The 13,863-nt window shown below is 52.8% G+C and carries 14 protein-coding genes; all 14 read right to left on the bottom strand.

Translation table 11 applies throughout. The annotated features are described in order from the left end of the window. Positions 1–27 precede the first annotated feature (27 nt). Entirely contained in the window at positions 28–1,236 is a 1,209-nt protein-coding gene (locus tag NYE26_RS00270) for an HpcH/HpaI aldolase/citrate lyase family protein (RefSeq protein WP_051477877.1), read from the bottom strand. Between the two features lie 233 nt (positions 1,237–1,469). Next, on the bottom strand, positions 1,470–2,213 hold the full coding sequence (locus tag NYE26_RS00265; RefSeq protein WP_036723548.1) for a TerC family protein: 744 nt from the start codon (positions 2,211–2,213) through the stop codon (positions 1,470–1,472). 27 nt (positions 2,214–2,240) lie between these two features. Next, on the bottom strand, positions 2,241–3,566 hold the full coding sequence (locus NYE26_RS00260) for a TerD family protein (protein ID WP_339253107.1): 1,326 nt from the start codon (positions 3,564–3,566) through the stop codon (positions 2,241–2,243). 94 nt (positions 3,567–3,660) lie between these two features. Then, positions 3,661–4,242, bottom strand: coding sequence for a TerD family protein (locus tag NYE26_RS00255; protein ID WP_036723550.1), 582 nt, complete (start codon positions 4,240–4,242; stop codon positions 3,661–3,663). A gap of 50 nt (positions 4,243–4,292) precedes the next feature. Then, positions 4,293–4,868, bottom strand: coding sequence for a TerD family protein (locus NYE26_RS00250; RefSeq protein WP_209876311.1), 576 nt, complete (start codon positions 4,866–4,868; stop codon positions 4,293–4,295). 29 nt (positions 4,869–4,897) lie between these two features. Further along, positions 4,898–5,494, bottom strand: a complete 597-nt coding sequence (locus tag NYE26_RS00245; protein ID WP_036723553.1) for a TerD family protein — start codon at positions 5,492–5,494, stop codon at positions 4,898–4,900. Between the two features lie 111 nt (positions 5,495–5,605). Beyond that, complete coding sequence (locus tag NYE26_RS00240) at positions 5,606–6,052, bottom strand: tellurite resistance TerB family protein (RefSeq protein ID WP_036723555.1); 447 nt, start codon at positions 6,050–6,052, stop codon at positions 5,606–5,608. Between the two features lie 257 nt (positions 6,053–6,309). Further along, complete coding sequence (locus NYE26_RS00235; RefSeq protein WP_339253104.1) at positions 6,310–7,041, bottom strand: amino acid ABC transporter ATP-binding protein; 732 nt, start codon at positions 7,039–7,041, stop codon at positions 6,310–6,312. A 5-nt stretch (positions 7,042–7,046) separates the two neighbouring features. Further along, a complete protein-coding gene (locus NYE26_RS00230; protein WP_339253102.1) occupies positions 7,047–7,694 on the bottom strand; it encodes an amino acid ABC transporter permease in 648 nt (215 codons plus the stop codon). Between the two features lie 97 nt (positions 7,695–7,791). Then, complete coding sequence (locus NYE26_RS00225) at positions 7,792–8,550, bottom strand: transporter substrate-binding domain-containing protein (protein WP_235191809.1); 759 nt, start codon at positions 8,548–8,550, stop codon at positions 7,792–7,794. A 274-nt stretch (positions 8,551–8,824) separates the two neighbouring features. Next, a complete protein-coding gene (gene aguB / locus NYE26_RS00220; RefSeq protein ID WP_339253101.1) occupies positions 8,825–9,700 on the bottom strand; it encodes an N-carbamoylputrescine amidase in 876 nt (291 codons plus the stop codon). A gap of 239 nt (positions 9,701–9,939) precedes the next feature. Beyond that, positions 9,940–10,974, bottom strand: coding sequence for an agmatine deiminase family protein (locus NYE26_RS00215; RefSeq protein WP_339257697.1), 1,035 nt, complete (start codon positions 10,972–10,974; stop codon positions 9,940–9,942). A 152-nt stretch (positions 10,975–11,126) separates the two neighbouring features. Next, complete coding sequence (gene yfcE, locus NYE26_RS00210; RefSeq protein ID WP_339253100.1) at positions 11,127–11,678, bottom strand: phosphodiesterase; 552 nt, start codon at positions 11,676–11,678, stop codon at positions 11,127–11,129. 531 nt (positions 11,679–12,209) lie between these two features. After that, on the bottom strand, positions 12,210–13,694 hold the full coding sequence (locus NYE26_RS00205; RefSeq protein ID WP_339253099.1) for a glutamate synthase subunit beta: 1,485 nt from the start codon (positions 13,692–13,694) through the stop codon (positions 12,210–12,212). Between the last annotated feature and the right edge of the window lie 169 nt (positions 13,695–13,863).

Below are 13,863 nucleotides of genomic sequence, written 5' to 3'. Positions count from 1 at the left end.
ACCGTAACCTGCAGATTCTCGACGATATTAAACGTGTGTGTATTCGTTCTCGGGTAGTAATCCGACAAAATGCTGTTGTTCATGTAACACCCCGTATATTTGAGATCGTAATAAAATTCGTCTGGCCCAGTTCAAATGAGGCTTGATTTCATTCATTTTATTATAGTATTCACTCTTGAACACGCCGCGGCTGCCATCGTTGCTGTCTACAATACTTAAGGCATCCACATACTCTTCATGCATTACGGTATACATCGCCTGCACGGGTCTGAGGTGGGAAGGGTGGATAATGGTTTTGCCCACAATGCCGTTCTCCTTGTCCAGAATTACTTCCCGGATCAGCCCGTCCATCGAGCTTGAAATGAAGCTGTTGCGCATTTCGCGGCCATGCTTGCCATAAGTATCCTCGAAGGGCGTCTCCCGCAGCTGCGGGCGGAGGACCCGGTGTCCTTTGCTGGCAAAATACTCCCACACAGGACCCGAGATCACGTATCCTTCCTCCACACGGCCAAATACGTTAATGATATCCGACATGCAGTCGCGGATCGGCGTCAGGTCATAGATGCTGATATCCGGGCTGCGCCGCAATCCGAACAGACTGGAGAAGTCCGTAGCCCCAATCCGGACATTCAGCACATACTCGCGGTATTGCCCCAGCAGATCCCGGACCCCAAGCAGAGTGTCCATCCGGCTCTCCCGGTAGATGATCGGTGCATTCTCCAGAATCGGCATCCCGTACAACACCGGGGCTGAATAGCTGCGTGTGTCATTGTAATCGGCAATGGCCTCGAAATAATCCGTACCGTTCTCTACGGAGAACTTGGGGAAGACGAAGCCGGTCAGCATGGTGATTAATGATCCCAGCCGAAAGATCAGATCCCGCAGCTGTGCAGGGTTACGTACGCGGATGAACAGCAGCGGAAGACTGCCGCGCTGGTCCGGCTCATTCTCCGCATAAGCGGACAGAAATGCCAGATGCCTGACGATGGATTCTTCGGCATAATCCACTTCACCGTCCCCGATGGCATCCTCCAAATCTATGATTACCGTGATAAGCCCCGAGGCTCTCAGCTTAATAATATCTTCGGCAACACTGGCACGGGTGGCCGGCATATAAAGGGCTGCTCCGACGGCATAAGCCAGTAAATCCTTGCGGGTAGTATGATCAAATGAAACCGGCGGAACATGGAATAATGAGGCTTCCTGTTCTTGTGTGAGGTAATCGAAATATCTCAAGGCCCTTCCCCCTTAATGTTGTGCCAGCACAATCCAAATGGCCTTTGGCTGCGAGCAGAACCAGCTATGCCGTCCTCTCGGGGACGGTATCCGGCTTGCTTAGAACCCAAGCAAAGGCCATGCTATAAACCTGTTACGATTACCCGAAAGGCGTGCCGGAGTCCACCCTTCCCGTGAACCCCGCGCCTTCCTGCACAGCTATAAAGGATAAAGAGATGAAGCACGCACAACCATCAGGCCTTGTGGTTCTCAGCCTTCTTGCGTTTGCTTGCGCTGTACACGATAGTACCTGCAAACACCGCAATTAGAATACCGAAGAAAATTACATGCGGCAATTCATAGCCGAAGGCTCCGGCAAGCATTTTACCGGCAATCAGTGCAATAAGCAGGAATGCTGTCTGTTCCAATTCAGGATATCTGGCAATCAGCTTGAGGAACACCTGTGCCACTCCGCGCATCATCAGCACGCCGAGAATACCGCCCAGGAAGAGTACCCATACTTCACTGCTAAGACCAAATGCGGCTACCACGCTGTCAATACTGAAGGCAATATCCATTAATTCAACGAGGAGTACCGTCTTCCAGAAGGATGCACCTTTATTCTTAATCTCTCCCTCTTCTCCGCTGCCCTTGAACAACCCTTTGTAGGCAATGTAGAAGAGATACAAGGCTCCAAGCACCTTCACCAGCGTGAATTTGACGAGATAGGTCCCCAGCCCAATCGCCAGGAATCTGAACACGTAAGCACCGATAATACCATAGAACAACGCCTTACGCTGCTGCTCCTTCGGCAGGTGCTTAACCATGACCGCCAGTACAAGCGCGTTATCAGCGGACAACAGACCCTCCAGCAGAATCAGGCTTCCGATTATCCCCCAGCTGACAGGGTCGGAGAGCGTTCCTGCAATATCACTCCATGAGAAGAAATGCCCGTAATTCTCACCGATACTCCTAAAAAAATCACTGAACCAGTCCATTCCACTTGCGCCTCCGGTAATATCAAATTATTTACTTCCCGCTACCCAGCGAAGCCCCCAGCCATAAGCCTCATCCATCTCCCGGTGACCGCTGAAATATTGCACGAGCCGTTCAATACTGAAGGTCTCGTTATCCACATTCCGGATCAGCGCGATGGCGCACATGCCTTTACGGTTGTTATGCTCGTCCAGATTCACGATAATATCCGGCCCTCCATCCTGCTTCAGGGTAACCACCCCATCCGCCTCAGACCAGTTGGTAACTCCTTTGTAAATAAAGGCAAACACCAGAATCCGTTCGATCTGGGCTACCTTACTTCCGTTTATACGCAGATTCTCGCCGGATGTTACGGAGCCTGTCCGATCATCTCCATCGAGCATCATATAAGGCTGCTGCTGCAGGTTACCGAACGCATTGCCCAGTGCCTGCACCACGCCTTTGCTGCCGTTCTTCAGCTCATACAGACAAGCCAGATCGAGGTCCACCCCGCCCTTGTTACGGCTGAACAGCCCTCCGCCCTGCTTCTGGTTCCAGTTCAGGTTAATCAGCAACTCACCCAGACCGGAAGCGGATTTCTTCAGGTTAATCGAATCGCCCTTCTTCTTCAGCTCAATCTTCTTCAGATTGAGATTCAGCGCCGGTGCGGGAGCAGCCTCCTGCTTAGGCGGTGCCGGTGCAGGCGGTGGCGGAATCACAATATTCGGTCTGGATGACTCTGCGCGGGGCGGCGGCACTTGAAGCGGCGGTCGTGCCTGCGTCGGTGTAGTTTCCGGCGGCTTCGGTGCCGGTGCAGGCTCGTCCTCTACTTCTATGCCATAGTTGCCGCAGAGCGCCTTAAGCCCGCCTGAGAAGCCAGCAACAATCGCACTGTATTTCCATTCTTCACCATGTCTATATAATTCTCCAACTACAACAGCCGTTTCCACAGAGAACTGATTTCCAAGGTTACACCGCAGAAGCTGCGCACCTGTCGCCTGATTCACGATCCGGCACTCCGCTTCACTCATTTGTCCGAACATCTGCTTGCGGTTTTCTCCGTCATACAGAGTAAGCGTGAAGGCAATCTTCACTATGTTTGCCGGAATCCGCTCCAGCGAGACCTCGAACTGCTTCAGTCCGCCCGAAGCTGTACCCGGTACATCTTTATAGGTGATAAAGGGAGTAGACGGGTTATTGTAAAAGATCAGATCGTCATCACTGCTCACTTTACCGCCAGCTCCAAGCAGGAATGCGGAAGCATCAATATCCATGGAAGACGGAGCTTTCCACCCGATCTCAACCGTAATGCTGCGGAGCCCCGGGTTCCCTTTGGTCAGATCTGCTTTCTGTCCTTTGACTACTTCTGTATTCATTCTTACGCCACCTTTATACATGGATAAGAGCGCAACTTATCAGATTTTGTGTATAAAAAGGGCAGGATCGATGATGATCCCGCCTTTGAAGCTCTTATTGCGCGTCCAGCCCGTAGTTCTTGCATAATGCGCTTAGTCCGCCAGCGAAGCCGCTGCCAATCGCCTGGAATTTCCAATCCGCCCCCTGGCGGTAGAATTCACAGAAGACCACAGCCGTCTCGGTGGAGAAATCCTCGCCCAGATCGAACCGCAGAATCTCACGGTCACTGGATGCATCAACTACACGGACGAAAGCGTTGGAGACTTGTCCGAAGTTCTGCGCCCGGGCCTCATAATCATAGATCGTGACCGTGATCCCGATCCGCTGAATATTGGCAGGCACCAGACTGAAGTCTACGACGATCTGCTCATCATCCCCGTCGCCTTCACCTGTGCGATTGTCCCCTGTATGGGTTACAGAGCCTGTACCGCCGCTCGGGTTGTTATAGAATACAAAGTCATTTTCGCTTTTGGCTTTGCCGTCCTCATGCAGCAGGAATGCTGATGCATCGAGGTCGAAATCCTTGCCGCCGCTGTACTTGTTTGTATCCCAGCCCAGTCCTACAACTACTTTGGTCAGACCCGGATTGGTCTTGGTAAGATCAATCCGCTGTCCTTTGGAAAGACTGATCGTCACTGTCAAAAACCCTCTTTCCTTACAGATTTAATTCCCGTAATGTCAGAGCCTTATTGCAGACCGTAATCACGGGTCAAGCCGGAGAGACCGTCCTTGTAGCCGCTGCCAATCGCGTTGAATTTCCATTCTGCGCCGTTACGGTACAATTCGCCTACAACTACGCCTGTTTCAACGGAGAAATCTTCACCCAGGTCAAAGCGGATCAGTTCCTCACTGTTCGCATCGTTGACGATACGTACATAAGAACGGGAGACTTGTCCGAAGTTCTGGCTTCTGGATTCTGCTTCATAGATGGTAATGGTGAAGGCAATCTTGTCCACATCTGCAGGAACATTAAGCAAATCGACTTGAACCTGCTCATCGTCTCCGTCGCCTTCCCCGGTACGGTTATCGCCGGTGTGAACAACAGAAGCGTTCTCGTTCTGCTTGTTGTTGAAGAAGATGAAGTTGGTTTCTTTATCGACTTTACCGTTCGCATTCGTCAGGAACACGGAAACGTCAAGGTCAAAGTCCTTACCGCCATCATATTTATTCGTATCCCATCCGAGGCCGACTGTGATTTTGGACAAGCCTGGATTTGTTTTGGTTAAATCAATTTTTTGTCCCTTGGATAAGTTAATAGCCATGAATAGAGCCCTCTTTTCTCAAATTGGATTTAGATATAGCGTTCTGCCAGCTGATTGATATGCGCGGCGTGGGCCGCTTCACCGACGGCTGCGAACTTCCACTCTTCGCCATGACGATACAGCTCGCCGCAGATTAGTGCCGTGAAGCCTGTATAATTGTCTGTCAGATTAAACTTAACCAATTCTGCATTCCCTGCCGCATTAATAATGCGGATATACGCAGATTTGATCATTCCGAAATCCTGCTTGCGGTTCACCGCATCGTAGATGTTAACCACAACAAGGACCTTATGGACATCGGCAGGAATCTGCTTCAGATTCACCATGATCTGTTCGTCGTCCCCGTCGCCCTCACCCGTCAGATTATCCCCCGAGTGGACTACAGAGTTATTCGCATTCTGTTTGTTGTGAAAGCAGACAAGGTTCAGCTTGTTCGTCAGCTTGCCGTTCTCATTCAGCAGCAGCGCTGAAGCATCGCAGTCAACATTCGCCTGTTTTTTAACCCCAAAGAATCCCCTTGCCGGTTCGGCAGGGTCCCAGCCCAGTCCTACGATTACGTTAGACAGTCCGGCATTGCCTTTGGTTAAATCGATCTTCTGACCTTTTACCAGATTAATTCCAGCCAACTTGAAGTACCTCCGTTTCCAAATAGAAGTGTGCTTGCGGGTGTTACATCAGTGATACGGCGGTCCATCGCCTAAAGTTTCAGTAATTAGCAAATGAAATCCAGCCTGTACTTACAGGCTGAATTCGCTTGGGCTAAGTCCCAGTACGCTGCAGATATTCCGCACAACTGCCTTCTCATGCTCGTCGAAGTCACCGTCGGCTGCACCAATCGCCGAGCATACGCCCACGATTAACCGTCCAACCTCCGGTTTGCCGTTAAACTTACCGATAGCCTTCAGCGCTTCCTGCTTACCGATCTCCGGCGAGAATTCGAAGTTGCTTACATAGTAATTGAACTGGGCAATGACGTCCCTCATGTCAAATACCTTGAGTTCATTGCTGAGATTCATATATCCCGCCATCTTGTTCTTCTCAGCTTCCTCAATCTTGCCGTCAGCAGCAGCGACCAGCGCGCAGCCAGCTACTACCGCATTCATAAAGTCTTTATTTTTAAATTTTTTCACTTGATCCGTCAGTCCGCTCTTGGTGGTATTCAGCCAATTTTTGAATGTGCTCATCGTATTCTCCTTCTATCATTATGGAATTATGACCAGCAGAAAGCCTATGCCGTCTTATTAAGCACCCTATCCTTTTCTGCCGGAAATATAAGGATAAATCATTATGCAGAACCGCTGTCATCCTTATACTTTAAAAAAAGATATCGCCGAGCCTCCTCCCCGCCACCCTGGGCAGCTATTCACGCTTGGACTTATTGCCTATTTCTTACTCTTCTAATATAACCGATTAAATAACAATATTCTACTTTGGGCGATTCTTACAGCACCTTGGACAGAAACTCCCGTGTACGCTCATGCGACGGGCTGCCGAACAGTTGCTCCGGTGCACCCTGCTCCACTATGGCCCCTTGCTCCATAAAAAGCACCCGGTCCCCGACTTCACGGGCGAAGCCCATCTCATGAGTCACCACAACCATAGTCATCCCCTCACGGGCCAGCTCCTTCATGACGGCCAGCACCTCGCCCACCATCTCGGGGTCCAGGGCCGAGGTCGGCTCGTCGAACAGCATGATCTTCGGCTCCATCGCCAGTGCCCGGGCAATCGCCACCCGCTGGGCCTGACCGCCGGAGAGCGAGGAAGGATACATCTCCGCCTTCTCGCTAAGCCCTACCTTCTGCAGCAGCTCCAGCGCCTTCTGCCTTGCTTGATCCGCCGTCCATTTCCGCACCTTCATCGGGGCCAGCATGATGTTCTCGATCACCTTACGATGCGGAAACAGATTAAACTGCTGAAAGACCATCCCCACCTCGGTACGGATATCGTTAATCCTTGTGCTCTTGGCCATCAAGGAAGTGCCTTCAATCATAATATTGCCCGCTTGCGGCTGCTCCAGCAGATTAAGGCAGCGCAGAAAGGTCGATTTGCCTGAGCCCGAAGGCCCGATGACAACCACAACCTCCCGGCTGTGAATGTCGACACTGATATCCGTCAGTACCTGATGGGCACCGAATGATTTGTGCAGATGCTTGACTGAAATAACCGGTTCCATAGGGGCTACACCTTCCGTTCGATATAATTAAGCAGCTTGCTGAGCGAATAAGTAAGAATGAAGTAGATCAGTGCAGCGGTCAGATACGGCTCCCAGATCCGCAGGTATTGGCCTTTCATGGTATTGCTCCAGTACATAATCTCAGGGGCGGCAATCAGCGCCAGCAGCGAGGAATCCTTAACAAGCACAATGAATTCATTCCCGAAGGCGGGAACCATCCGTTTGATGGCCTGAGGCAGAATAATGAAGCGCATCGCCTGCTGCCGGGTCATTCCGAGAGACAGGGCTGCTTCCCGCTGACCGGGGTCGATGGACTGGATACCGGCGCGGAAGATCTCCGCAGAATAGGCAGCGGAATTGAGCGACAGCGCCACGAATGCGCTCATCAGCGCATAGGTTTTGCCGTAGAACAACGGGATCAGCCCGAAGTGGACGATCAGAATCTGCACATAGAGCGGCGTACCCCGGAAGATGTTGATATAGGCGTGGAACGGCCAGCGGAAATACCATTTGGGCGCCATTTTACCGAAGCCGATAATCAGCCCCAGCAGGGAGCCGCACAGAATGGAGACCAGCGATACGCCGATGGTGAACAAGGTCCCTTTTAGCAGAACCGGTAAATAATGAATGATGATGTCGAATCTGAAATCCATAGAATTCTTCCCTTCTCTTCTGCTTGTGGCTTGCTCAAAAAAAGAAGCACGCGCAATAGCAATCATTACGCATGCTTAATTGTTGCTGGCCCCTATGCTACTTCGCGTTCATAAGCGCCGCCGTGTCCGGCTCTTCGCCGAACCATTCCTTGTAGATCTCCGCATATTTGCCGTTCTCGATGACCTTCTTGATCGCCGGGTCCAGCTTCGCCTTCCATTCACTGCCCTTCGGATACAGGATGCCGTAGTACTCGGAGCCGAAATTCTCCTTGTCGATAATGCCGGTCAGCTTCTCCTTCGGATTGTTCTTGATGTATTCGTTCACGATGGCGATATCCGCAACCACCGCATCCGCCCCGCCGCCGTTCAGCTCCATCAGCGCTACCGCATTGCTGTCGAACCGCTTCAGGTTACCGTTGTCGACGCCCATAATGCCGCTCATCAGCTCATCGGCTGTCGTGGCTGCCTGAACCGCAACCTTCTTCCCCTTCAGGTCCAGGGCGGATTTGATATCGCTGCCTTCCTTCACCATGATCATGTTCGTAGATTCGAAATAAGGGATAGAGTAGTCATAGGTTTCCTTGCGCTCATCTGTAATTGATACCGAGGATACACCCGCCTGATATTCAGTGCCCTGCTTCACACTGGTCAGCATGGTATCCCAGCCTGTGTTGGTGACCGTGTAATCAATCCCGGCCTCCGCCATCACGGCCTTAATGAAATCAATGTCAAAGCCCTTGATCGTATCGGTATCCATATACTCCATTGGTGCATAGCTGGCATCGGTAGCGATTTTGAGGCTTTTCCCGTCCGCACTGCCGCCTTTCGCATCATTACCAGAGCTACAACCCGCCATTGCCAAGACCAGGAGTGCCACCATACCTGACATCGCCCATTTTTTTCGGATTCCCATTCTCCAATCCCCCTACTTATTTGTAAAATAACTTAAGGAGATTTTATCAGATTAAAGTAGTGATGACAATTAACTTTATCCCATTGTGTAATGTAATATGACATTATTATCGATATATTGTAACATCTCATGCAAAAAAGCAGCCGAAATGCCCCGGAGAGAGCTCCGGCAGCATTCTGGCTGCTTAATAAGTGGTCTATACATATTAGCGCATAAGTTAGAAGGTCAGATCGCCGTCATAGGAAGCAATCATCCGGTACAGCTCCGGACGGCGGTCACGGAAGATCCCCCATTCAATCCGGCCTATCTCAAGCGCATCCAGGTCGAATTCGCTGACCAGCACGGTCTGCTCATCCCGTCCGGCTTCGACAATCTTGTTGCCCTGCGGACCAGCGATGAACGACGATCCGTAGAAATCAATGCTGGAATCCTCGTCAGTCTCCTTGCCGATCCGGTTGGAGGCCACGACAGGAATCAGGTTAGCGGCCGCATGACCCAGCATGCAGGTCTGCCAGTGATCCTTGGAATCGATTGACCCGTCCTGCGGCTCCGAGCCGATGGCTGTAGGATAGAACAGAATCTCCGCACCCATCAGGCTCATCACCCGGGCAGCTTCCGGGTACCATTGGTCCCAGCATACGCCGACTCCGATTTTGGCATAGCGGGTATTCCACACCTTGAAGCCGGTATCGCCCGGGTTGAAGTAGAACTTCTCTTCATAGCCTGGACCGTCAGGAATATGGCTCTTGCGGTATTTGCCCATCACGGTTCCGTCTGCATCAATGACCGCCAGCGAGTTGTACCGCGCATAATTCTTCTTCTCATAAAAGCTGATCGGCAGCACCACCGCAAGCTCCTTGGCGATGGCCTTGAAGTGGTTCACAGCCTTGTTCTGCTCAAGCTCCGTAGCATAGGCATAGTAATCCGACTTCTCCTTCTGGCAGAAATACGGTGTCTCGAACAGCTCCTGCAGCAGAATAATCTGCGCGCCTTGGGCTGCCGCCTCTCTAACCAGAGTCTCCGCCTTGCGGATATTCTCATCAATGTCGCCGGAACAGCTCATTTGCGTCGCGGCTACTTTTACTTGTCTCATGGTTGTTCCTCCTTGTATGAACTTATAACACTTAGAACTCAAAGCTTGGCCGTCGCTGCGGTGAACATTTGGACTTCCGGCCGCTGTTGTCACCAGATTTCTTGATTTAATCCGCTCTTCGCGGTTGAAATCCGGTGACAGCTGATGCTTCCGAAGCGAGCTTTCCTACGGAAAGCTTTCAGGCGATCGCTAACGCTCCTACAGTTCCAAATTTCCCCTCCGCTTCTTTTCGCTTTTCGTTAAGCTCCGGCCACCGCAGGCATCTGCTGGGTGGTGCAATGCACGTTTCCGCCTTCGCCGATCACGGCCATTCCGTTCACCGTGCGGATTCTGCGGTCCGTGAACAGCCCGGCCAGCTTCTCCTCGGCCAGCTTGTCCGTCTCAGCCGCTGTACCGCCGAAGACGGGCAGGATAATACCGCCGTTCACAAAATAAAAGTTCAGATAACTCAGTGTCAGGCGGCTGCCCTCGAAGTCCACGCGGGGCGGCTGCTGAATGCGGATAATCTCCAGCTTCCGGCCTTTGGCATCGACGGCCTGCTCCAGGATGCGCAGATTCTCCTGCGTAATCGCATAGTTCTCATCCTGCGGGTCCTCGCAGACCTGAATAATCACCTTACCCGGTGCCGCGAAGCAGGCGATGTTATCGACATGCCCGTCCGTCTCATCCCCGCTGAGGCCGCGCTTCAGCCAGATGATGGACTCCGTCCCGGTATATTGCTTGACATAATCAGCAATTTCTTCCCGGTTCAGCTCAGGATTACGGTTCGTATGGAGCAGACATTCCTCCGTGGTCAGCAGGGTGCCCTCGCCATCCGTATGAATGGAGCCGCCCTCCATCACCAGCGGAGCATCGAACGCGCTGATCTCCAGGTGCTTCAGAATCTGGGGAGCTACCTCATCATCGAGATCCCAAGGCGAGTATTTGCCGCCCCAGGCATTGAATTTCCAGTTGACCCCGGCCAGCTTCCCGTCAGGACCCGTGAGGAAGGTCGGTCCGTTGTCTCGCAGCCAGGCATCGTTGTGCCGGATGGGGAGCAGCGTTACATTGTCCCCAAGCGCCAGCTTCTCTACCGTATCCAGCTCATCCGGATTGACGATAACCGTCACCGGCTCGAATTCGGCAATCGCCCGGATAATCTCAGCATAGCCCCTACTAACCGCTTCATGATTATCAGGGTGTACCATAGAGTCCTTCACCGGCCAGGAAATAAAGGTCCGTTCATGCTTGGCCCATTCAGCCGGCATTGTATAGTGTAAATCACGTGGATGCATCATTTAGTTACCTCTGCTGTTTAGTTTTTGAAGCCGGGGATCTGCCCGCAAGCTCCTCACCCATCATACATTAATATGCCGGTGGGCTCAATTGCTGCGCAGCAATAATCCCTCTGGAAATATCCAGAGGGATTATTGTGGAAGCTGAGTTATTACAGCCTGATCTGCTTGATGATATTGCCGCTGAAGTCCTTAATAAGAAATTCCCCATTCTCCAGAACGCCGTAGGAGTTCGGGTTGTTCTCCTTGGGCAGCGCGATCGATCCGGGGTTGAGCAGGGTAATGCCGTCCTTCACCCCTGCCACCGGCAGATGCGTATGCCCCTGAATGAACACATCCTGCGGGGACAGCGCCGGTAAGTGGTCGATGCTGAATCCGTGACCGTGCGTCGCGTAGATCTTGCGGCCCTCGTGCAGAATTAGCACATAATCGCCCATCATCGGGAAGTGCAGCAGCATCTGATCCACCTCGGCGTCACAGTTACCTCTTACCGCCGCCAGCGATTTGCCCGATTGGCTGTAGGCATTCAGCTTATCGGCGACCCCCTGCGGGTTGTACCCCTCCGGCAGCGGATTCCTAGGTCCGTGATACAGGAAATCCCCCAGAATGACCAGCGTGTGCGGCTCCTCCTCCTCCGCCTTCGCCAGCGCCTGCTCCAGCCAGTACAGGGATCCGTGAATATCGGAAATAAACATCAGCTTCATGTGATTGCTTCCTTTCTGTTGGTATAGTTTATTGGTATAGTTTAATGCCTGACTGCTGCTTCCGCCCTGACTGCTACCTCTAATCTTACTGCTGCTTATACACTAACTTCTACTATAACGCCTTGTGCCACTCCAGCTAAGACTCTCAGCCAAAATCCTGCCCAAAATGCAACATTCCGCTCAGCACTCCAGTCCCAATCCACAATTGTTGTATAAAAGGCAGTATTCCTTCTCCTCCGGGCGAAATAGCAGGCTGAATCCTGCATTCTGTGCAACAATACCGCGTAAAGCCCGCATATTGCCAGGTAGAAATTGCATTATGTGCAACATCAGATGCGAACGCTGAACGCCACACCTGCATCCTATTATAGATGATCAGCCGGGGCGGGTGAACGCAAAGCAAGACGCCCGGGAGGGCGTCTCTTGGAAGACATCGCTTGGCAGAACACGCCTTATCAGCGTTCCTTAACAGGACGTCTCATAATGGAGCGAGCGCCAAACTCAAACTCTCTCCCCTTACTCCGTCCAGCCTCAAGGCAGATTGGACGAGCCCATCAGGAAGCGGTCTACCTCGCGGGCGGCCTGGCGGCCCTCGTTAATCGCCCAGACCACCAGACTCTGGCCGCGCCGCATATCACCGGCGGTGAAGACTCCCTCCACATTCGTTGCCTGCGCGCCGAACTCTGCCTTAACGTTGGAACGCTCATCGCGCTCCACGCCAAGCTCTCCCAGCACTGTCTCCTCCGGTCCAGTGAAGCCCAGAGCCAGCAGCACCAGCTGCGCTTGAATGACTTCCTCGCTGCCCGGCACTTCTACAGGGGCCATCCGTCCGTCCTCCGTGCGCTTCCATTCAATACGCACCGTGTGCAGCTCCTGTACATGTCCGCTTGCATCGCCGACGAAGCGCTTGGTATTCACCAGATAGCGGCGCGAATCTTCTTCATATAGAGAAGCTGCCTCCTGCTGTCCGTAGTCCACCTTCAGCACCTTCGGCCATTCCGGCCAAGGATTGCCCGGCTGGCGGGTTAATGGCGACTGCGGCATAATCTCCAGCTGGATCACGCTGCGGCAGCCGTGGCGGATCGAAGTGGCTACACAGTCTGTCCCCGTATCTCCGCCACCGATAACGACCACATCCTTGCCCGCCGCTGACAGATACTCTCCGTCCTCCAGTCCGGAATCCAGCAGGCTCTTGGTGTTCAGTGTCAGGAACTCCATCGCCTGATGGATACCACGCAGCTCCCGGCCCTCTAGCGGCAGGTCACGCGCCTTGGTAGAGCCGCCGCAGAGGACGACCGCATCATGCTCCTCCTGTAACTGAGCTGCTGCAATATCTCTGCCAATCTCAGTCCGGGTGACGAAGGTAACGCCTTCCGCTGCCAGCAGATCCACCCGGCGTTGCACCTTCTTTTTATCCAGCTTCATGTTCGGAATGCCATAGGTCAGCAGACCGCCGATCCGGTCAGCCCGCTCATAGACCGTTACACTGTGTCCCGCCTTATTCAGCTGGGCGGCGCAGGCCAGCCCGGCAGGGCCGGAGCCGACAACGGCGACCTTCTTGCCTGTACGGGTAAGCGGCGGCTCAGGAACGATCCAGCCTTCAGCAAACCCTCTATCTACAATCGCTTTCTCGATTGATTTAATCGTTACCGAATCGCCGTTCTTCCCTACCGTACAAGCGCCTTCACATGGCGCAGGGCAGACGCGTCCCGTGAATTCCGGGAAGTTATTCGTTTTATGCAGGCGCTTCAGCGCGACCTGCCAGTTCCCGCGGTACACCATGTCATTCCACTCTGGAATCAAATTATGCAGCGGACAGCCGCTGGCCATCCCTGACAACATCCGCCCGACATGGCAAAACGGTGTTCCGCAATCCATACAGCGGGCACCCTGCTCACGCAGCTGTTCTTCCTCCATCGGAACCGAGAATTCATTCCAGTTCTTAATCCGCTCCAGCGGCTCGCATTCAGCAGGCGTCCGCCGCTGATATTCTATAAATCCGGTTGTTTTACCCATCCCTGTCATCCTCCGAGTCTCTCTGATTGGCCGCCGAAAGGTAATAGACGGCATTCATGCCCACACCCGGCTCCAAAAAGAAACACACTCTTCTGTCACCGTCCGTTATTCTGTCACTGTAAAGCAGCGAAGCGAGAGGCTATAACGGGGCTTCAAATCACCCCGGTAC

Source organism: Paenibacillus sp. FSL P2-0136 (assembly GCF_037975325.1).
GTDB lineage: Bacteria > Bacillota > Bacilli > Paenibacillales > Paenibacillaceae > Paenibacillus_AQ > Paenibacillus_AQ silagei.
Note: the sequence above shows the minus strand (reverse complement) of the source record. Positions and strands in the feature narration are given on the sequence as shown.